At 70.4% G+C, this 18,796-nt stretch carries 25 protein-coding genes; 10 read left to right on the top strand and 15 right to left on the bottom strand.

Annotation, left to right across the window (positions count from 1 at the left end):
- Positions 1–115: 115 nt before the first annotated feature.
- From ACIBEJ_RS34290 to ACIBEJ_RS34275, 4 genes are read left to right on the top strand one after another with little or no spacing between them, the layout of a single operon-like run.
- Positions 116–2,824, top strand: coding sequence for a hypothetical protein (locus ACIBEJ_RS34290; RefSeq protein WP_397187038.1), 2,709 nt, complete (start codon positions 116–118; stop codon positions 2,822–2,824).
- Positions 2,821–5,211 (top strand): hypothetical protein, encoded by a 2,391-nt coding sequence (locus tag ACIBEJ_RS34285; RefSeq protein WP_397187037.1) that lies wholly within the window; start codon positions 2,821–2,823, stop codon positions 5,209–5,211. Before ACIBEJ_RS34290 ends, ACIBEJ_RS34285 begins: the two co-directional genes overlap by 4 nt.
- On the top strand, positions 5,205–5,657 hold the full coding sequence (locus tag ACIBEJ_RS34280; protein ID WP_397187036.1) for a hypothetical protein: 453 nt from the start codon (positions 5,205–5,207) through the stop codon (positions 5,655–5,657). The genes ACIBEJ_RS34285 and ACIBEJ_RS34280 overlap by 7 nt, the downstream gene beginning before the upstream one ends.
- Positions 5,658–6,182: a hypothetical protein gene (locus ACIBEJ_RS34275; RefSeq protein WP_397187035.1), complete on the top strand. Its 525-nt coding sequence runs from the start codon at positions 5,658–5,660 to the stop codon at positions 6,180–6,182.
- A 27-nt stretch (positions 6,183–6,209) separates the two neighbouring features.
- On the opposite strand, the gene ACIBEJ_RS34270 is transcribed toward ACIBEJ_RS34275, so the two are convergent.
- A complete protein-coding gene (locus tag ACIBEJ_RS34270; protein WP_397187034.1) occupies positions 6,210–6,932 on the bottom strand; it encodes a DUF4352 domain-containing protein in 723 nt (240 codons plus the stop codon).
- On the opposite strand from ACIBEJ_RS34270, the gene ACIBEJ_RS34265 reads away from it, so the two are divergent.
- From ACIBEJ_RS34265 to ACIBEJ_RS34240, 6 genes are all read left to right on the top strand, one after another.
- Positions 6,931–7,083 carry a hypothetical protein gene (locus ACIBEJ_RS34265; protein ID WP_397187033.1) on the top strand — a complete coding sequence of 51 codons (153 nt, stop codon included), beginning with the start codon at positions 6,931–6,933 and terminating at the stop codon, positions 7,081–7,083. The genes ACIBEJ_RS34270 and ACIBEJ_RS34265 overlap by 2 nt on opposite strands.
- A gap of 1 nt (position 7,084) precedes the next feature.
- Positions 7,085–7,438 (top strand): hypothetical protein, encoded by a 354-nt coding sequence (locus ACIBEJ_RS34260; protein ID WP_397187032.1) that lies wholly within the window; start codon positions 7,085–7,087, stop codon positions 7,436–7,438.
- Entirely contained in the window at positions 7,438–8,016 is a 579-nt protein-coding gene (locus tag ACIBEJ_RS34255; protein WP_397187031.1) for a hypothetical protein, read from the top strand. Before ACIBEJ_RS34260 ends, ACIBEJ_RS34255 begins: the two co-directional genes overlap by 1 nt.
- A gap of 12 nt (positions 8,017–8,028) precedes the next feature.
- Positions 8,029–8,772 (top strand): N-acetylmuramoyl-L-alanine amidase, encoded by a 744-nt coding sequence (locus ACIBEJ_RS34250; RefSeq protein ID WP_397187030.1) that lies wholly within the window; start codon positions 8,029–8,031, stop codon positions 8,770–8,772.
- An 82-nt stretch (positions 8,773–8,854) separates the two neighbouring features.
- Complete coding sequence (locus ACIBEJ_RS34245) at positions 8,855–9,403, top strand: hypothetical protein (protein ID WP_397187029.1); 549 nt, start codon at positions 8,855–8,857, stop codon at positions 9,401–9,403.
- Between the two features lie 10 nt (positions 9,404–9,413).
- Entirely contained in the window at positions 9,414–9,815 is a 402-nt protein-coding gene (locus tag ACIBEJ_RS34240) for a hypothetical protein (protein WP_397187028.1), read from the top strand.
- Positions 9,816–9,913: 98 nt separating this feature from the next.
- Here ACIBEJ_RS34240 and ACIBEJ_RS34235 read toward each other — a convergent pair whose 3' ends face one another.
- From ACIBEJ_RS34235 to ACIBEJ_RS34170, 14 genes are all read right to left on the bottom strand, one after another.
- The gene (locus ACIBEJ_RS34235) at positions 9,914–10,096 is read right to left on the bottom strand and encodes a hypothetical protein (RefSeq protein ID WP_397187027.1); all 183 of its coding nucleotides are present in this window, start codon (positions 10,094–10,096) and stop codon (positions 9,914–9,916) included.
- A 7-nt stretch (positions 10,097–10,103) separates the two neighbouring features.
- Positions 10,104–10,334 carry a WhiB family transcriptional regulator gene (locus ACIBEJ_RS34230; RefSeq protein ID WP_397187026.1) on the bottom strand — a complete coding sequence of 77 codons (231 nt, stop codon included), beginning with the start codon at positions 10,332–10,334 and terminating at the stop codon, positions 10,104–10,106.
- A gap of 22 nt (positions 10,335–10,356) precedes the next feature.
- Entirely contained in the window at positions 10,357–10,596 is a 240-nt protein-coding gene (locus ACIBEJ_RS34225) for a hypothetical protein (RefSeq protein ID WP_397187025.1), read from the bottom strand.
- A gap of 12 nt (positions 10,597–10,608) precedes the next feature.
- Positions 10,609–12,012 (bottom strand): hypothetical protein, encoded by a 1,404-nt coding sequence (locus ACIBEJ_RS34220; RefSeq protein WP_397187024.1) that lies wholly within the window; start codon positions 12,010–12,012, stop codon positions 10,609–10,611.
- A gap of 48 nt (positions 12,013–12,060) precedes the next feature.
- Positions 12,061–12,930 (bottom strand): hypothetical protein, encoded by an 870-nt coding sequence (locus tag ACIBEJ_RS34215; RefSeq protein WP_397187023.1) that lies wholly within the window; start codon positions 12,928–12,930, stop codon positions 12,061–12,063.
- A gap of 29 nt (positions 12,931–12,959) precedes the next feature.
- Positions 12,960–13,697 (bottom strand): hypothetical protein, encoded by a 738-nt coding sequence (locus ACIBEJ_RS34210; RefSeq protein WP_397187022.1) that lies wholly within the window; start codon positions 13,695–13,697, stop codon positions 12,960–12,962.
- A 15-nt stretch (positions 13,698–13,712) separates the two neighbouring features.
- Positions 13,713–15,527, bottom strand: coding sequence for a hypothetical protein (locus tag ACIBEJ_RS34205; RefSeq protein ID WP_397187021.1), 1,815 nt, complete (start codon positions 15,525–15,527; stop codon positions 13,713–13,715).
- Positions 15,528–15,649: 122 nt separating this feature from the next.
- Positions 15,650–15,904 (bottom strand): hypothetical protein, encoded by a 255-nt coding sequence (locus ACIBEJ_RS34200; RefSeq protein ID WP_397187020.1) that lies wholly within the window; start codon positions 15,902–15,904, stop codon positions 15,650–15,652.
- Positions 15,901–16,359 carry a hypothetical protein gene (locus tag ACIBEJ_RS34195; protein ID WP_397187019.1) on the bottom strand — a complete coding sequence of 153 codons (459 nt, stop codon included), beginning with the start codon at positions 16,357–16,359 and terminating at the stop codon, positions 15,901–15,903. Before ACIBEJ_RS34195 ends, ACIBEJ_RS34200 begins: the two co-directional genes overlap by 4 nt.
- Complete coding sequence (locus ACIBEJ_RS34190; protein ID WP_397187018.1) at positions 16,359–17,369, bottom strand: hypothetical protein; 1,011 nt, start codon at positions 17,367–17,369, stop codon at positions 16,359–16,361. Before ACIBEJ_RS34190 ends, ACIBEJ_RS34195 begins: the two co-directional genes overlap by 1 nt.
- Positions 17,370–17,463: 94 nt before the next feature.
- Entirely contained in the window at positions 17,464–17,922 is a 459-nt protein-coding gene (locus ACIBEJ_RS34185; RefSeq protein WP_397187017.1) for a hypothetical protein, read from the bottom strand.
- On the bottom strand, positions 17,919–18,074 hold the full coding sequence (locus ACIBEJ_RS34180) for a hypothetical protein (protein ID WP_397187016.1): 156 nt from the start codon (positions 18,072–18,074) through the stop codon (positions 17,919–17,921). The genes ACIBEJ_RS34185 and ACIBEJ_RS34180 overlap by 4 nt, the downstream gene beginning before the upstream one ends.
- Positions 18,071–18,481, bottom strand: a complete 411-nt coding sequence (locus tag ACIBEJ_RS34175) for an SsgA family sporulation/cell division regulator (RefSeq protein ID WP_397187015.1) — start codon at positions 18,479–18,481, stop codon at positions 18,071–18,073. The genes ACIBEJ_RS34180 and ACIBEJ_RS34175 overlap by 4 nt, the downstream gene beginning before the upstream one ends.
- A 10-nt stretch (positions 18,482–18,491) precedes the next feature.
- Positions 18,492–18,785 carry a hypothetical protein gene (locus ACIBEJ_RS34170; protein WP_397187014.1) on the bottom strand — a complete coding sequence of 98 codons (294 nt, stop codon included), beginning with the start codon at positions 18,783–18,785 and terminating at the stop codon, positions 18,492–18,494.
- Positions 18,786–18,796: the final 11 nt, after the last annotated feature.

Below are 18,796 nucleotides of genomic sequence, written 5' to 3'. Positions count from 1 at the left end.
CCACTTCGGCATCCGGCCGTGGGAGATCGATCGCCTGACCTGGGCGGAGTTCGGCCAATTCTGTGACGCCGTCGACGAGTTGAACGCACAGAAGTAGCCCCGGTGGGAGGTGCTCGTGGCCTCCAACATGGGCTTCAACATCTTCGCCCGCGACAACGCCAGCAAGGTCTTAGACGACGTCGGCGACAACGCTGAACGCCTGGAACGCCGACTGGATCGGGTCGGCGCCGGCGCGAGCGGGCTCGCCGCCCGCTTCAAGCTGCTCGGTGGCGGCGCGACCAGCCTGTCCCTGAACATGAACGGGCTGGGCGGCGCCGCGCTCGCACTCGGCACCAGCCTGATCGGCTCCGCCGCGAAGATCGCCACCTTCGGCGCCGCGGCGGCCGCCTCCGCGTCGTCGGTCTCCAGCCTCATCGTCGCCCTGGCGCCGGCGGGCGGGATCATCGCCGCGCTGCCCGGCGCCGTCCTGCTCGGCGCCGCTGCGTTCGGCACGCTCAAGCTGGCGCTGGGCGGCGTCAGCGAGGCGTTCTCGGCTGCGCTTTCGGGCGATGTCGAGAAGTTCATGGAGGGGTGCAAGGATCTCGCTCCTGCCGCGGCGGACGTCGCCTACGAGCTTCACCAGCTAAGCGGCTCCTTCCTGGGCGTGAAGGACGCCGCCCAGGACGCCTTCTTCCGGCCGCTTGTCGGCCAAATGCAGACCTTGCTCCCGCTGCTGGGCGTGCTGCGCGAGGGCGTGGCCGGCAGCGCCGGAGCGTTCGGCGAGGCCGCGCGGCGGGTGGTGGAGTTCGCCTCGTCCGCCGACTCGGTGAGCGCGGTCGAGGAGGTCTTCCGGATTCTGCGCGAATCCGTTGACGGCCTCTCCCCAGCGATCAAACCGTTGCTAGTCGGGTTCCGCGAGCTGGGCGTGCTCGGCGCCGGATGGCTTGGCGGGTTCGTCCCGAGCATCGCCGAAGCGGGACAAAAACTCGGTTGGTTCCTCCACCACTCCGTCGCTACTGGGCAGGCGCTCGGCTGGCTGGAAGGCGCCGCCGACGTCTTCCGCCAGCTCGGTGCAATCCTCGGCGACCTGGGCGGCATCGTCGCGGCGGTGTTCCGGGCCATGCAAGCGGCGGGCGGTAACGCGCTCGGCGTGGTCGGCCAACTGCTGGACGGCTTGCACGAGTTCCTCGACTCCGCCCAGGGCCAGGACGTCCTTGTTTCGATCTTCACGGCTCTGGGTGATATCGGCGGCGCGCTGCTCCCCGTCATTCGGTCCCTCGCGGTCGCGGTGGCTTCTCTGGCGCCCACGATCGCCGACCTGGCGCAGACCGTCGGACCGATCTTGTCGGCCGCGGTCGGCGCCATCGCCCCCGCCCTCAAGGCGCTGGGACCCGCGCTGGTGACCGTCTTCACCGAGTTCGGGAAGGCGGTCGCCGTCATCGCTGAAAGCGGTGCACTCGAAACGTTGGCCCGCGCGATCGGCGACATCCTGGTCGCGCTAGCACCGCTACTGCCCGCTCTGGTCACCGTGCTGGTGCCGGTGCTTCAACTGCTCGGAACCCTCGTCTCGACCGTGGTCGCGCCCGCGCTGACGACGGTGGCCGGCTGGATTGAGAAGGCCGTGAAATGGCTGACCGGGGAGGGGCTCTCCGAGGACTCCTGGCTGATGCGCACGTTCCAGACGCTGCACGACAAGATGCTGCCCATCGCCCAGACCGTCTTCGCGCTGGTCGGCAAGATCTTCACAGACGTCAAGGCGTGGATCGCCGACAACCAGGACAAGTTCGAGGCTTGGGGCGAGCGGCTCGGGTCGATCTTCAACACCTTCTTCGAGATCGTCAAGGGCGTCTGGGAGGGCATCTCCATCGCCTGGAACACCTTCGGCGGCCCGCTGCTCGACTTCGTCGCCGGCGTGTTCGACGGGATCCTGCAGATCATCGACGGTGTCATGACCGCCATCAAGGGCATCGTCGAGGTCGTCCTCGGCGTGATCACCGGGGACTGGTCGCGCGCATGGGAAGGCGTGAAACTGATCTTCAGCGGCATCTGGGAGGCCATCCTCGGCATCCTCAACCTGTTCTGGAACCAGATCAAAACCGGCATCTCCGCCGGCCTGGCCGTCGTCGGCGAAACCTGGGACAGCGCCTGGAACAAGGTCAAGTCGCACGTCGAGACCATCTGGAACGGGATCACTTCGTGGATCGCCGCCCGAGTCGAGGACGTCAAGAGCTTTATCGGCCGCCTCGCCGCGATCCCGGGCCAGGTCGCCGACTGGTTCGGGCGCGTCCGCCAGTCGATCGTCGACAAGTTCACCGAGGCTGTCGACTTCGTCAAGAGCATCCCCGAGAGGATCAAGAACGCTCTCGGAAACCTGGGCTCAACCCTCTGGGATGCGGGCCGGTCGATCGTCCAGGGGCTGATCGACGGCATCAGCTCCATGATCGGCAACGCGGTCGGCACGGTCACCAACCTGCTGAACGAGATCCGCAACCGGCTGCCCTTCTCGCCGGCCAAGGAAGGACCCTTCTCGGGGCGCGGCTGGACGCTCTACTCCGGACGGTCCATGGCCGAAGACCTGGCCAAGGGCCTGCAGCAGGGCGAGGGCCTGGTGGAGCGGGCCGCGGCCGGGCTGATGGGCGCGGCGTCGATGTCGCTTACGCCCTCGGTCGCGGCAGGATCCGGCGGCGCGGTGCCGATCGTCCCCCAGGCCGGGGCGGCGACGTTCGTGTTCAACTTCGCCGGCAAGCCGCTTGTCGGCGAGGACGAGATCATGCGCCTGCTGATCGCCGCCCTGAACCAGGCCAAAGGCCGCGGCTTCAACCTGGGGGCGGTGAGGGCGGTATGACGGTGATGCCGCAGATGTTCGCCGAGATCGCGTTCACCAAGGACGCCTCCGGCAACCCGCTGTGGCAGGACGTCAGCGAGTGGACGGAGTGGGAGAAGGGTGTGCGCATCTCCCGTCGGCGCAGCCACGAGCTGGACGAGGTCCAACCCGGCACCCTGTCCCTGTGGCTGATCAACACCGATGGCCGGTTCACCGCGGGCAGGACGAGCAGCCCGTACTACCCGAATGTGACGCTGAACCGGCCTATCCGAATCCGGGCGCGCTGGCCGGGCAGCGTCAACCTGCTGCTCAAAGGCCAGGCCGAAGGATCGAACGCGAGCCTGTTCTCAGCCACGACCGGCACCCTCGCCACCTCGGCCACCGCGCCCGCCGGGCAGACGTCGTCCATCCGCTGGTCCGGTTCGTGGACGTCCGGCGACATGGTCCGCATCGGCGCAAAGGCCATCACCACCGCGACCGACGAGGCGTACAACGTCACGGCCGGCGTCACCTACAGCGCGCGCTGCCAGGCCCGGCGGGAGACGAACACGGCCAGCATGGCGGTACGGCTGCGCTGGTACGACAAGAACGGCGCGTTCCTGTCCGAGAACACCGGCACCGGGGTGGCGCTCACCACGTCGTTTCAGGCCGTTTCGGTGTCGGCCACCGCGCCCGCGAACACCGTGTTCGCGCGGCTGGTGTTCGTGGCCACCGCCACGGGAACGTCAGCCGCTGTGCTGTCGTCCGCCTGGCAGTTCGAGCGGGCCGCCTCGCCGACCACCTGGGTGAGCGCCGGCAACGAATATCGGCGGTTCACGGGGTTCGTGGACCGGTGGCCGCACGCCTGGACCAACGGGGTCCTGGGCAACGCCCAGATCACCGCCACCGACCGGCAGAAATTGCTGAGCCGCGACCGGATCCGCCAGGCCATGTCGGAGGAGATGCTCGCCACGGGGCCGCTCTGCTACTACCCGCTGGGCGAGCCCCAGGACTCCACCCAGGCGGGCAACGTCGCCGCCACACCGCAGCCCGACATGGTGATCCAGCAGTCCGGCACAGGCGGATTCCTCACCTTCGGCGTCAAGGGCGGGCCGGACGGCTCTACAGGCGTGGATTTCGGCCCGGTCGACACCTCCAACGGGAAGCTGCTGACGGTGCCCATGCTCACCACCGCGCTCGGTGGCGGAGCAGCCGTATCGCTGTCCATCTGGGTCGACTTCGGGCCGTCACCCCTGAACCTGCAGAACCGGCTCATCTTCGTCGACAACGGCAGCGATTCCGTCCACCTGCGGATCAACTACAACCCGTCCAGCAACACGCTCAGCGTCGGCGCCCGCCTGCTGACGGGCAGCGCCGCCGGGACAACGACCTCCTACAACCTCGACGACAACTCGCTGCACCACATTGTCGCCGTCGGCGAGTTCGTCTCGGGCACCCTACGCCTACGCGCCTACATCGACGGCACGCTCGCCTTCGACACCAACACCGGGCTGGCCGGGAGTACCTGGCCGAGCCTCACCCGGATCCGGGTCGGCGGACTGCCCGGCACCGCGATCGACCCGCCCGAGATGATGGTCGGCCACGCCAGCCATGTCGCCGGCTGGAACACGGCCCTGACCCTGACCCAGGCTCAGGCGATATCCGGCGCGCGCGACAGCTACGCCGGGGAACTGTCCGGGACGAGAGCCGCCCGGATCGCCGCCTGGGCAGGCGTCACCAAGACCGCCTTCGACGCGGGCAGCTCGCTGATGGACCGCCACCCGCAAGCCGAGCAGCCGCCCCTCGCCGCTTTCAAGCTGATCGCCGTCAGCGAGGCCGGGCTGTTCTTCATCTCCGGCGATGACGTGGCCACCTTCCACGGCAGGGCGCGCCGCCAACTGCCGTCGTCAGCCTCGATCACCCTGGCCGCCGACCAGTGCGGCCCGGACCTGCAGTTCGTCATGGACGACCAACTGCTGATCAATGACGTCGCCGTCAGCCGCTCCGGCCAGACCGTGACCCGCGTCGTCGACCAGTCCAGCATCGACGAGAACCAGGGCACCTACGCCAGCAGCATCGACACGCTGCTGTACACCGACACCGAGGCGATCGACCGGGCCGCCTACACGGTGACCACCTACGGCCACCCGCAGCCGCGCGCAGGCCAGATCTCCGTCGACGCCCACAGCCTGGGCACCGTGTGGGATCAGATGCTCGGCTCAGAGATCGGCCAGCGCATCGCCGTGACCGGCCTGCCCGGCGAGGCGCCGGCCACCTCGCTGGAGCTGTGGTGCGAGGGCGTCGAAGACGTGATCACGGACAGCACGTGGACGTTCCGCCTCGACACCTCGCCGGTGCGTGACCAGCCCATCTTCGTCCTCGACGACCCGACCTACGGGACGCTCGACAACAACTATCTCGGATGGTGACCGTGGTCGTTCGCGCCAAGCTCCGGTTCGTCGAGCAGGCCATCCCCTCCCGGACGCCGATACGGACATGGAAGGACTACTGGGAGCACATCGAGGCCCAGCGCCGCGGCCAGCTCGTGGCCCGGCCGAGTGGACACAACCCCGCCACGCAGGCGTTCGCCCGGGTCGACGACGGGCGGTGGATCGCCGATTGCCCATGGGGGTGCGGCAGCGCCTTCAACCTGCCGGAAGGCACCGACACGTTCTGGTGTACGGAATGCGCGGGCGGCGGCTGGGGGCTCACCGCGGAGCTGATCTGGCCGTCCGGGATCGCGAAGCTGACACGCAACCTGGAGTCGCTGCCGGTCGCCCTCCAGTACTGGCCGTGCATCGGGTGTCGGCCACGGCTGGCGCAGGGCAAAGGCATTTGCGGAGACTGCCTGGCGATGCAAGGTCAAGAGGCGTAGATGGCTACCGTTCCCTCGCAGCGCACCTGGACTGTCGGCGAGCTGCTGACCGCGGCCAAGCTCAACACCGATCTGCGCGACGCCGTCAACTTCCTGCTCGCACCACCCCTTGCCCTGCTCCGCCTCTCCGCCGACATCAACATCCCGAACGCCACGCTGACCGCGATCAACTGGAACACCGAGGTGATCGACCGAGACGGCGGGCACGACAACAGCACCAACCCCTTCAGGTACACGTTCCAAACCGCCGGATACTACGAGGTCGCAACTCAGATCGCGTTCAACACCAACGGCACGGGCCTGCGACTAGTGCATTTGTACGACAACAACTACCCGCTCGCTGGCAATCAAGGCACGGGCAACAGCGTCCAGCTGACCTGCATCTCGGCCGGAAGAACGCACTTCTTCAACGTCGGCGAGTACATCTTGGTGCAGGTGTACCAGAACTCAGGCGCGCCCCTCGGGATCTGGGCCCAGCCCGGAGGGCTCTGCCAGATGTCGGCGCGCTGGGTCAGCAAAAACTGACCGCGCCGCCGCCATCAGGACCCCCCGTCACTGCAGCGCCCACTCGCCCTTCTGATCGGCAAACCCGCTGTTCAGCGCGTACTGGAACTTCACCAGCTTGGCCGCCTCGGGCACTGCGAACAGGATCACACCCTTCCGCGCGTCCCCGGCGCTGATCGTCGCCGTACCGTCGAACCCCTGCCCCTCCCGGACGCGGGCGTACGTCGCCTGGTACTGCTGGCCCTGATCGTCGATCACGTAGGCGCCGTTCGACGGCGACCCGCTGTACACGGTCTGGCCGGCGTTCTCCAGCGTCAACTGGAGAGCGACGAACTTGGTGCCCGCCTTCGGCTTCATGTAGTCCTCGGCAGGCGTCGCCGGGTCGAACACCTGGTTGAGGGTGACGGCCATCGTCAGGTCGTCCATGCCCTTCAACGTGATCGCGCCGCCCACCTGCGCGGCCGACGGCGCGGCGGCGGGCTCCTCGGCCGCCTGCGTCTCCTGCGGCGCCGACGCCACCGCGGCGGGCGGCTGCTGCGCACCCGTCGGGTTCGGTTGGGTGACCACGGACTCGCGCGGGGCGCCGTCGCCGATCGCGACGAACACCGCCGTGCAACTGGCCAGCAGGAGCAGCGGCACGCCGACCGCGAGCAGCACGATGACGAGCGTGTTGCTCTTCTTCGGTGGGGGCGGCTGGGTGGGCGGCTGGTAGCCGTACCCGGGCGGAGGTTGCTGGCCGTACGGCCCGTTCGGCTGCGAGGGGTAGCCCATGGCGCGGCTCCAGGTGGACGACTACGGAACGCTGTGGGACGCCTCCAGTGTGCGCCTGGTTCACCTGATGCGCCTGTCCACATCCGGACACCTGATCGTGCCGTCCGTCGCCGAGGATGCGGGCGGACGGCACTCGACTGGCGAGGAGTGACGTGGCCGATGAGCCGACCCTGGGCGAGTTGTCGCGGCGAATCGACGGGCTGACCAGCATGCTCGCCCAGCTCGTCACGCGGGCCGAGTTCAGCGCCGAGCAGCGCCTGGTGGAGCGTCGCTTCTCCGAGATCGAGGGCGATGTCGGCGACGTGCGGCGGGCCCTGCTCAGCGAGGTGACCGGGCTGCGGACGGCGCTGGAGGGCGCGGTCGCCCGCCTGGAGGCGGCCGACGAGAAGCGCGAGGACAAGCGCGGCTCCAACCTGCGCCAGATGGTGTACGCCGGACTGATCCCTGCCGTTCTGGTGGTGCTCAGCACGGTCATCAACATCTGGATGACCACCAAGGGGTCGTGATGGGCCGCCACACAGACATCGACGTCGACCTCGACGACCCGCCGCGGCGCCAGGTACGAGCCTGGCTGCTGCCCCTCGTCATTTCCGCTCTCTTCGCCGCCCTGATGATCGCCCTGATGGTGCAGGTCAACGGCCTCGGCGACCGCCTACGCCGAGCCGAGACGGACCGCGATCTGCTGGTCGAGCAGGTGGAGAAGCTGGGCGGCGTCCCCCTCGTCTCCCCATCGCCGGGCCCCCGCGGCGAGCAGGGACCCACCGGGCCAGCCGGCCAGACCGTCGTCGGCCCGCGCGGGCCGACCGGTTCCCCTGGGCCTTCCGGCCCGCCTGGGCGTGACGGCAAGGACGGCGCCAGCGGGCCGGTAGGAACCTCCGGCAGTCCCGGACCGCAGGGAGAGCCCGGCGCGACCGTCACCGGCCCGGCCGGGCCGAAGGGAGAACCCGGGGAGCCGGGCCCGCGCGGCGAGTCCGGGCCGACCGGCCCGCCGCCAGCGAGCTGGACGTTCACCCACCTCGGCCTGACCTTCACCTGCCGCCCGGTCGAGCCTGGCTCGGCCACCTATCGATGCGATCCCACCTGAAGGAGCAAACCCATGGCGGTGATCAGCCGCAAGGCGTGGGGTGCCCCCGCCCCCAAGCGCGTTGACCGGATCTCCAGCACCCGCGGGGTCAAAGTCCACTACGTCGGCAGCCGCGTCGACCCGCGCCTGCTCGACGACCACGACCGCTGCCCAGCCCTGATGCGGCAGATCCAAAACCACCACATGGACGGCAACCGCTGGTCGGACTTCGCGTACTCGTACGGCGCCTGCCCGCACGGCGACGTCCTCACCGGCCGCGGGCCAGGCGTGCTCGTCGCGGCCAACGGGCCCGGCCGGAACGAGGACCACTACGCCGTCCTCGGCTTTGTCGGCAACTCCGGCCTGGTCGAGCCGACGGACGAGATGCTCGGCGCCATCCTCGACGCGATCGCCATCCTGCGGGGGAAGGGCGGCGCTGGCCGCGAAATCAAAGGCCACCGCGACGGCTACTCCACCGACTGCCCCGGCGAGGCGCTGTACGACTGGGTACGGCGCGGCGCCCCGCGGCCCGGCAGCGCGCCGCCCGACCCGGACGCCTGGCCAGGCCGCCTCCTGCGCTACCCGCCCGTCACCCGCGGGGACGACGTGCGGCGCTGGCAGGCGGCCGCGGTACGGCTCGGCTACAAGCTGACGGTAGACGGCGCGTACGGCCCGCGCTCACAGGGTGCCTGCCGCCTGATTCAGCGTCGCGCCCGCCTGACGGAGGACGGCATCGTGGGCCCGCTCACCTGGGCGGCCACCTTCGCGCCAACCTAACAACCCTTCCTCGCGCGCCCGGCCAAGTGCCGGGCTTTCTCATGCCGCCGCGCGACGGCGCCCCCTTCCCGAGGAGTACCTCATGCTCAACCGCATCCTCACCGCGTTCGCGGCCGTCCTCATCGTCATCGGCCTCACCGTGCCCGGTACGTCCGCCGCGGCGGACGTACCCGGCCTGCGGGTCGGCACCATCGGCTACAACGCGCACGGCCCGGACGTGGCCGACAACCGCAACGCCGAGTTCGTCGACGTCGTCAACGACAGCACGGCGGGCGTCTCCGTGGTCGGCCTGCTCATCCAGGACTCCTGGGCCCGCGGCAACAACAGGACGTCCCGCTGCAACACCACCACGCTGGCCGCGGGCGCCCTCCCGGTCACCGACGGCCAGCCCGCCGACGTCCTGCCCGCCGGGCACACGCTGCGCGTGTTCATGGGCTCCGGTACGGCCAGCGTGGACGGCACCGTGCACAAGGTCTTCCGGAACATGGACTCGCGGTGCGGGCTGAACGGCCACCACCTGAACAACGGCCCTGGCGGAAACCGCTGGGCGCCCTGGGACACCGTCTGGATCACGCTGGGCGGCAACTCCGAGTCGAGGTCGTACAACTTCACCCGCGGCTACACCGCCTAGGAGGCCCGTCATGGCGAATCACGGAACCACCAACTCCGAGTTGTCGGGCGAGCCCGCACTGTGGCTCGGCCTCGCATCCGGTGCTCTCCAGCTCGCTGCGGCCTTCTGGCTGCCGTGGCCGGACGAGACGGTCGCGATCGTCAACGCCGCGCTGGCCGCGCTGTTCGGCCTGTGGGTGGCGGTCACCACCAAGTCGGCCGATCAGGGCGGCAGCATCAAGGCCGCGATCCTCGGCGTCGGCCAGGCGCTCATCAACGTCGGCCTGGTGTTCGGCTGGAACGTCTCCGACAAGCAGACGGCCGCGATCATGATGTTCCTGACCCTGGCCTCCGCGGTGTTCATCCGGCAGACGTCGGAGCCGGCGTCCGGCCAGGGCGGCGCGCACGGCGACCGCCCGGTGGTCGGCCTGTAGACGCCCGGGGCGGCCGGGCACGCCCACACTCCGGCCGCCCGGGACAACGAAATCCCCCCGCCTCGTCGAGAGGCGGGGGGATTTCGTCATGCCCAGCTTCACGCCTCCCCGCGGAACGCGTCGGCGACGCGTCCGCCGAGTTCGGGGGCGTCCATGGCGGCCTGGTAGTCCCGGTCTGTGGCCGCCCTGCCCTTGTCGTAGGCGTTGCGTTCGACGTGGCCGACCAGTGCCAGCCCCTCGTAGGTGATGGCATCGCGAGCGGCTTCATCCCAAGTCATCATGCCCTCCTTACGGTCTGCCTGGCGGTCTTTCGCTCGTCGGCCGGCGCCGCGCGCGGCGCCGTTCCTGCTCGTTCAGCCCGCCCCACACCCCAAACTGGATGTCATGGTCGAGTGCGTACGCAAGGCATTGATGCCGCACTTCACAGGCTCCGCATACCCCCTTGGCGGGGCGCGTCGAGACGCCCTTGGCGGGAAAGAACGCTTCCGGGTCGGTCTGCGCGCAGAGCCCGTCGTCCATCCACGCCAGAGGGCCGAGCCCGCTACTCGGCTGGGTGCTCACGCCGCGTCCCCCCGTTCCTGATGATCGGACGTGCGGGCGGGGCTCCCGCCCAGCGCACCAGGGCGGCGATGGCGAGTACGGCGCCGAGGGCGATCGCGCCGCCGATCACCAGGAAGAGAACGGTCGCGACGGGGCTCATCGCCGCGCTGGCCTTCCCGAGAAGCGCGGCAACGAGGGCGCCGCCGCTGACCCGGAGCAGGATCTTGTACAGGAAGCTCATGGTGGGGCTCCTCTACTGGGTTAGGGAGTACAGGTTCCGGCCCACGCGGGCGACGACCTCGCCGTCTGCGTCGGCGAGCCGGCCGAGTTCGTTGCGGATGGAGCCGAGCTTGACCGTCCGGCCGCCGTCCTCGTTGACGGCGTCGAGTACTTCCTCTGCGGTGAGCGCGCCCTCCATAGCGGTCAGGGCCGCCCTGATGCGGTCTTCCAGGCGGTTTGTGCGCTTGCCGGGGTTGGCCTGGACGCCACCGGCCGTGTGCGCGGCGTCGCGCTCGTTCTGTACGGCCAGGCACAGTGCGGCCATGGCGTCAGGATCGTTGCGGGCGGCGTACGCGGCGCCCGCGGCCTCATGCGACACCGTCTCCAGGCGGGCGGGCTCTCCCGGCCCGTACAGGGCGAGGATCTCGGGGTCGAGGCCGGGCAGGGCCTCGATGGAGCCGATCCGCCAGTGCCGCATCATGCTGGTGGGGTTCGGGCTCGTCAGCAGGTAGGCGGTGCCCTGCGTATCGCAGAAGTCGTCATCATCATCGCCATGCCGGTCGAACTGGCTGCGCAGCGGCTCGGGCTTGAACTGCTTGGGAATCGGCATCAGTACCCGTGCCGCGGGCAGGAGGCCGTCCGCGATGAGCTGAGCCATCATCGAGGACGACCAGCGCAGCAGGACGATATCGCCCTCCTTCACCATGGCCCTGAGTGTGTCGGATCCACCCAGCTCTTCCAGGTGGGTGGCCTGTGCCTCCAGCTCGATGCCGACACCAACGCTCCGTCCTGTGCGCCCCAGCTCTTTTACGAGGCGGGTCGCTTCGTCGCGGTAGGGGGCGCCTCGCTCAAGCAGCCGGTTGGCCTCGCTGATGCGTACCGACATCAGCCGGTCCGGGTCGCCGATCACGAAGGCGTTCCGGCCCAGCGCCGCGTACCGGCGCTGACGCTCTTGGGAGACCGCGACAGCCGCCCGCAGCATGAGGATGACGCCTTCCTGGCTTGTGGGGCGCCAGTCGACCTGCCCCTCTGCCTCGGGGGCGCTCTGACCGCCCTTCAGGTCCCCGTACCAGGACACGACCTCGTTCCGCTTTTCGCAGGCAAGCTGGTATTGGACGACGCGGCTCTTGCCTGCCCCGGTTGTGCCGATCACGAAGGCGCGTTGCGCGGAGCCGGTCCGCTTGTCGAACATGCGCCGCCTGGCTGGCCGCCCGTTGTGGTGGCGGCCGACAACGACGCGCCCGTGCCGATCCATCAGCATGTCGCTGATGGAAGGGGGCGGCATCACGGCCAGCGGGTTGGCCGGATAGATCGTGACGATGGCGTGCCTGCCGTTGGTCTCGACTACGACGCGGGCCGGATCGTCCTGCACGCCGAGGGCCGAGCAGAGCGCGTCCTTGTCGTATTTGATGACCTGGCCTGGAGGCGCCTCCAGCATCAACTCGATGATCTCGTCGCTGTGAGCCAGGGTGACTGCGCTCATCGGTCAGCCCTCCGGGTCCGTGGTCTCTGTGGCAGGTCTGCCGCTGCGCGCGCTGGTGAGCACGGTGCCGGGCATGGCCAGCGGGGCGATCCTCTTCGCCCAGACGGCTTCCGGTGACGCGTCCTCGTCGGGCTGGCCCACCGTGAGCAGTCGTACGCTCGCGCCGCGCCTCGGCACCGGGCCGATGCCGATCGCGTCCTCTGGCACGTCCATCAGCGCCGACAGGCGCCGGATGGAGATCTCCGGGACGGGCTGCCCGGCCACGGTCGAGCGGATCACGGCCCGCATCGAGGTCTCGCCGGTGCGCTCGATGGCCTCCAGCGCGGTGCCGGGGGCGACACCGCCCTCTACCGCCACGGTGCGCGCCCACCACTCGGCGGCCGGGTGGTCGGCGACCGGCTCCTGCACCACGGCCAGCCCCGTCTCGGGGACCGCGACCGGGCGCGGCGACATCATCTGTCGGGCGAGGCGTGCCGGGCGAGCCACCCAGGTTCCGATCAGCCACGTGGTCAGCCCCAGCGCCTCTCCCCAGTGGATGCCCGGGACGACCTGCTCGGCGGCCAGCAGCGCGGCCAATCCCGCCCCGGGCAGCAGGTACAGCACGGTGGCGGTCGCCCGCTGGTGCCCGTCAGGCTTCCACACGCGTAGCGTGCCCACGCCGGCGCTCGACAGGGCGGCGGTGGCCAGCAGGAACGCGCCGGTGAAGTCGCCGGTGAACAGTCCGGTCGCCGCCGCGCCGCCGCCGGCGAGGGTGGCCAGCCGGCCGGTGGTGCTGCGCAGGACGTCGGCGCGGCGGCGTGCCCGGTCCAGCGCGCGCCAGTGCGGCACGGGCATGTCCACCGTCCGCAGAGGTGCGGGCTCGGGCCGTTTCACGGTCGTCTCCTTCCTGGGCTGAGGTGGTGTCAGCGGTTGCTGTAGAACTGGGCGTCGGCCATCGGCACGGGCATGTGCGTCGCAGCGTCCGCGACCAAGCCGTAGTCGGCCTGGTGCGCCTCGGACGCCTGGCCGAACAGCGTGGCCAGGTCTTCGGTCGCCTCGGCCATCGCCTCGGCCTCAGCCAGAACCGACCGCATGACAGCTGCTGCCTCGCGGTGCTCGTTGATGGTGTCGCCGTCCACCTCCAGCGAGGCCATCTGCTCGGCGAGCCGGTCGACCGACTCGCTGCAGCCCTCCACGTAGCGGTAGGTGCCACGCACGTGCTGGCTGAGCCCGCGCAGCCGAATTCCCGCCGCGGTCAGTTGGGTGATAACGATGCCGTAGTTGACCACCGTCTCCAAGACGGCGCCGGTGGCCGCGATCGCGCCTGTGGTCGGGACTGGCTCCAGTTCGCTCATGAGGGTTCTCCTGGTCGGGGTGGGTTCGGGCGTTTCAGCGAGCGCACCGGTGGGCGCTGTGCTGGGCCGGGAACACAGCGGCCTCGGGTCGCCCACGCCGTTGTTCTCGATCGCGAACTCGACGGCTTCCTCGCCGATCTCCTCGCTGTCCCACAGGTCGATCAACAGGGAATCCGCGCCCTCCTTGTAGCCCATCTCGACCAGCATCTCGGCCAGCCGGTCGACCTCGTCGAGGTCGCCGGACCGCACCGCCTTGACGATGAGGTCGGTGAGCTGGTGGCGTCTGCGCTCCGGGTCGGCAGCCATCTCGGAACTCCGCTGCTAGTCGTTGTGGTAGTCGCGCTCGGCCGGGCGGGTATGGCCCGCATCGCGGACCGCGTCGGCGAGCGGCTGGTGGCGGGCTGCGGCGTTGCCGCCGGCGACCGCGATCGCCTCGGACGCGGCGGGCAGCCGCGCGGCGATGGCCTCGGCCCGCGACCGGACGGTCGCCGTGGTCTCCATGAGCCGCACCACCATGCCTTCCAGGACGCCGGGCACCCGCAGCTCAACCACCTTGGCGTGCAGGGCTTCCAGTTTGGTGAGAAGGCGGTCGCAGCCGTCGACGGTCTGGCGGGCGTCGTTGACCCCGGCGGTGATCTCCTCTGCCATGTCGGCGTCGGCGTCGATCACGTCGAAGATGGTCAGGTCCGCGTCGCCGTACTGGGTCTGCGGGAGGTGTGCGTTCACGAGGTGGGCTCCGTTCGGGCGCGGGTCTGAATCCGACGGCGGGGCGGGCAGCGCAGGCCGGGCAGCCGCGTGAAGGCGCTCTCGCGCGGGCATGTCGGGTTCGCTCTGGTCCTGCCGCGTCGGCTGGTCGACGCGTTCACCGGTCACCCACACGCCTTGATCAGCGGCGGGCGGGGGCCTCATCCCCTCGAAACCGGGCGGCGGCGAGCCCGTGCCTTGCGAGTGCCACGTGGTACGGCCGGCGCGCCGTCTCGCCGTCTTCCGCCACAGCCGAACCCAGTACCTGTGCACGCGCCTGGCCCTGTTGCGGCGCCTGTGCCAGCGCTTCACCCACCGGATGTGGCCCTTCCACATCCGCCTCACCCACCTGCGACGCCGCTTCCTGCCCGGCGTGTTCTTACGGCGATGCCAGTGCTTCCGCCCGGTCTTCGTCTTACCGCCGGGACGGCGCTTGGGTGCCGTCCACTTCAGCTTGGGCGGCTTGGGGGGCCGCTTGCGCTTCGCCGGACCCTGGCCCCTGCCTTTCGGGCGGCCGGCCGTCCAGCCGCCAGCGGCCGCCCCGTCCTTGCCGGGCCGACGCTTGGACGCCTTCCACCGCAGCGGCTTGGGGGCCTTCTTCCTCGGAGTCTTCTTCGCAGGGGGTTTGGCCTTCGCAACCGTCGTGTCGGGGTCGTTCTTGCGCGTCTTGGCGGCGGCCCTTTCATCGGCTCGCCGGCGCCTGCGCCGGGTTCCCGGATCCCTGTCGGCGGAGGCGTCCTTGCGCCGCTTGCGCTTGTGCCGGTTCCAGAACGGTTTGCCGTCACGGTCGGCTTTCGGAGCCTTCCTGTCCCTGCTGCGCCCAGGACCCGGGGGCGGGTCGGTGCGCGGCCCCTTGGAGGAACGGTTCCTGTCTCCGGGCGAGCGGGAGCGATTGCGTCCGGCGCCGCCCGGCGAGCGCGGCGAGGCTGTGTCCCCCGCCCGCTCGGCGCGCTTCGCGTCCGGCCTTGATGCTGACTTCTGCAGCACCTTGTCGGCGTGAGCGCGGGCCTCGTCGGCGAGCGCCTGGCGGTGCCGGACCCGGTGCCACATGCCCTGAGCGGCGGCCACGCCGAGCGCGGTCAGCAGCGCCATGGCGAGCGCGAGCGTGTCCCGCGCGGTGGGCCGGTCAGGGTCATCCGGCTGCGGCGGGACGAACTCGCCGCCGGCATCCTCGTCGTCATCGACGTCGGGGATGCCAGGCATGGCGAGCGCCAGCGGCGGGCCCATCTCGGAGACCCCCGGCAGGCGCGGCCAGACGACGTCCTCGGCCGCCGCGGCGTTCATCTCGTCCCCACGGCGCGGGTCCGCGTTGGCGTCGAAGGAGCCTGGCAGGAGCACGCGCGGGAAGGTCAGGAGCCTGCCGCCGCCCTGCTCGTCGTCGTTGCCGCTCACGATCTCCTCCTCTCTCGTGGTTGACAGCCAGTGATCGGATCGGGGATCCTCGCGCGTCGCGCGTACGCGCGTCGCGCATTACGCGCGCGACCACGCTTGGCGGATGAACATGAAGTTGGATGTCACGTTGTGTTACCTCGCGCGTGCGCGTCCTCGTGCCGCTGCGCCCAGGTTGCGAGCACCTCGGCCAGCTCGTGCATGGCCCGCGAGTTGCCGTCACGCTGCGACTGGCGAGCGGCCGCCCGAGCCCGGTCGAAGCACACCTGCGCCAGGGCAGCGTCGGATCGGACGGCCTGGATGCGCTCGTTCCAGAACCGGGCGAGGTTCTGCAGCCGCCGTCGCGCCTCGGGCGTCAGCTTGGTTGCGGTGCCGCTCATGCCGACCGGTCCCGGCGGATCATGTCCATGAAGGTGTCGTCCGCCTGCTGCGGTCTCTCGGGTCTCGGCGGGGCCGGCCGCCGGCCCGGTTCGGCGCCGGTGAGGGCGGGGGCGTTCTTCGCGTCCGCCGCAGCCTGGCGGGCGGCCGGGATCTCGTGGCGGCCGCGACGGTGGCGCGCCTCCAGCTTGAACGTCAGCGTCGCCGCCTTCTGGATGTGGGCCTCGATCTCGCCGAACGGACCAGCCACCCAGCGGTGGCGCCACCATGCCTCGAACGAGCTGTAGCCGTCGGGCGGGTTGGCCTTCCACATCGCCTCGGCGTCTCGCCTGATGCGGGCCACGTATTCGGCCTGAGCCGACAGAACCCGCCGGAGTTGCGCCGCGAACGCCGCCACCATCTCGGGGCGGTCCAGCATGTCGCCCGACCACTCCGCCCGCGGCCCGGTAGCACCCATCAGTTCTCCCCTCCCGGAACGCGCCCGTTCACTGATCCGGCGGCGGCCAGCGGTCCTGTCGGCGGCGGCTCGACCGGGCGCATCGGCAGGGAGGCCGGCGCGGAGTCGGCGGGCTCGGAGTCACGCTCCCGCTCGACGTCGGCGATCACGTAGGACACCTGCCGCTCGCTGATCCCGTACTCGACGGCCAGCCGTTTGCGCGTCGGCTTGATCCCGTTGTCGAGAAGCATGCGGACCGCGATCGCGGCGAACTGCTTGCGGGTCTCCTTGTCGTCGTCCGGGTCGGCCGGGACACCTTCAGCGGGGTGTCCCGGCGTGTTCCGGGGTGCCGCGGGCGACTGCGCAGGGGCGGCGATGGTCCGCGCCGCCCCGTCCAGCGCCTCGGGGAACAGGTGCCGGAAGACGTGCATCAGGATGTGGCTGCCGAACGCGATGGAGCCGACGAGCTGGCCGGCGATGAGTCCCACCACCCAGCCCTGCAGGGGCGTGACCAGATCTCCGTCGACCATGACGAACGTGCCGAGTCCGTGCAGGTGGTTGACCACATACGAGGTGATCGTGAACAGCACCACGACGGCCAGGCAGTACAGCCGCGGCCAGAACTTGTGCCGCAGGACGACCGCCCCGACGAGGGCGAGAACGATCAGCCCATCGGGAGCGAACGGGTAAAGAAACGCGCCCGCCGAGTCGAAGTGCGCGGCCTTCGCGCCGTCGGACTGGGACGTCCACGAGCCTCGGAACGCGACCGCGATCACCGCGGCGAGGAGGACCGCCAGCACGAGCGCGGTACGGCGGGCGATCGAACTCTGGGACACCTCCGCAGGGGTGTCCCGGCCGTCCGGCGTCCGCGACTGGGCGGGCGCGGCGACTACGGGCGCGACCGACGATGGCGCGGTGTCGCCGCGGCGGGTGCGCCTCTTGAAACGGTCTCGCCAGCGCGGCGCCGGGACACCCTCGTCCGGGTGGACGGCGGGCTCGCGCGGCTGCTCCGCCGGGGCCATCTGGGTCATGGGTTTCGTCTCCGTCTCCATCTCGTGTGTGCGAGGTCCTGTCGTTCTGTGAGCCGTCCGGATCGGGCCCGGACGGCCGGACAGAGCGGCAGCGTCACGCGGGTTCGGTGTCGCTCTGCACGGGCCGCTGGCGGCTCCGCCAGAACTTCCACCAGCGCGGCCGATCCACCACGTCTGCGAGGTCGCGGATGGCGTCGGTGAGCGAGTCCCCGGTGTCCACGACGACGGCGGTGCCGTCCCCGATGGCGGAGTGCACCTCGCACACGTCGTTGCCGAGGTCGCTCAGCGCTTCCTGTACCGCCCCGGGCAGGGCGGCCAGCGTACGCAGCGACCCGGCAATGTCGGCCAGTTCGGCGTGGATCGCCAGCATGGCGTGGCCCTGGCCGACCAGCGCGTCCCGCACCGCCCGCGCGCCTTCCACGTAGTTCAACGACGCGGCGTTCGAGGAGTAGACGGAGATGTGTGCTGTGGCGGCGTCGAGCCGGTCACGGGCCTGCTGGATGCGGGCCTCACGCTCCGCTTCGACCGGCGTGGTGAACGGGTCGATCATCATCGGTGCTGTCCGATCTGCTGGGCGAGGTGGTCGGGGGTGAGCCAGTGGGTGCGGCCGGGGTCGTCGCGCCAGCGCACGGCGACCATGCCGAGCGCGAGGCTGTGGCCGACGACCGTGTACGGCTTGCGGCGGAGGGCGGCGAGGATGCTCACGGCGTGACCTCCAGCAGCCGGGCGGCGACCGCGTCCCAGTCGACGAACTCCTGCTCGCGACCGAGCGGCACCATTCGGTAGGTGGTGTCCGCGAACGTCTCCAGGACGTCGCGGCAGGCGTGGAACTCGCGGAGGGCGCCGTCCGAGGGCAGCGTCAGCGTGATGTAGTCGTCCAGCTCGTGCGGCTGGATGCGCACCGCGCCCTCGCCGGTCGGCTGGCCGAGGCCGGCGACCAGGAGGATGCGGCTGAACAGCACGCTGGTGGCGTCGCCGCAGCGCGCGGGGAGGATGAGTTTGACGGCGTACGGGTCGCTGACGCTGTAGACGAGCGTGGCGCAGCGCGGCGGCTGGCCGTGCTCGTGGTCGGCCCACAGGGTGAGCGGCCGGTGGATGACGTGCGTCCGCATGATCGGCTCCTCACGCGCAGCGGGTAGCGGTGTGGGCGCGAGCCATGGCGACGTAGGCGAGGAGGGCGTGCCCGCGCTGCTCGATGTCGTCGATCTCAGCGACCTCGATGCTGTCGCCCGTGCACAGGTGGATCCGGATGTCGCTGTCGGGCCCAGCGATGAGCGCGAGGATCTGTCCGGGCAGGACGAGGTCGTCCGACATGCAGGTGCCGGGGCCGTGCTCGCCGGGAATGTGGTTGGCGCACCACGGCTGATGCTGTGGCTCTGGCTGGCGCTGGGTGCGAACGTCGGAGACGTCATGCATGATGGGGTTGT

This window comes from Nonomuraea sp. NPDC050790, from assembly GCF_044456745.1.
In the GTDB taxonomy this organism is placed as follows: domain Bacteria; phylum Actinomycetota; class Actinomycetes; order Streptosporangiales; family Streptosporangiaceae; genus Nonomuraea.
This window is presented reverse-complemented; position numbering and strand designations above follow the sequence as displayed.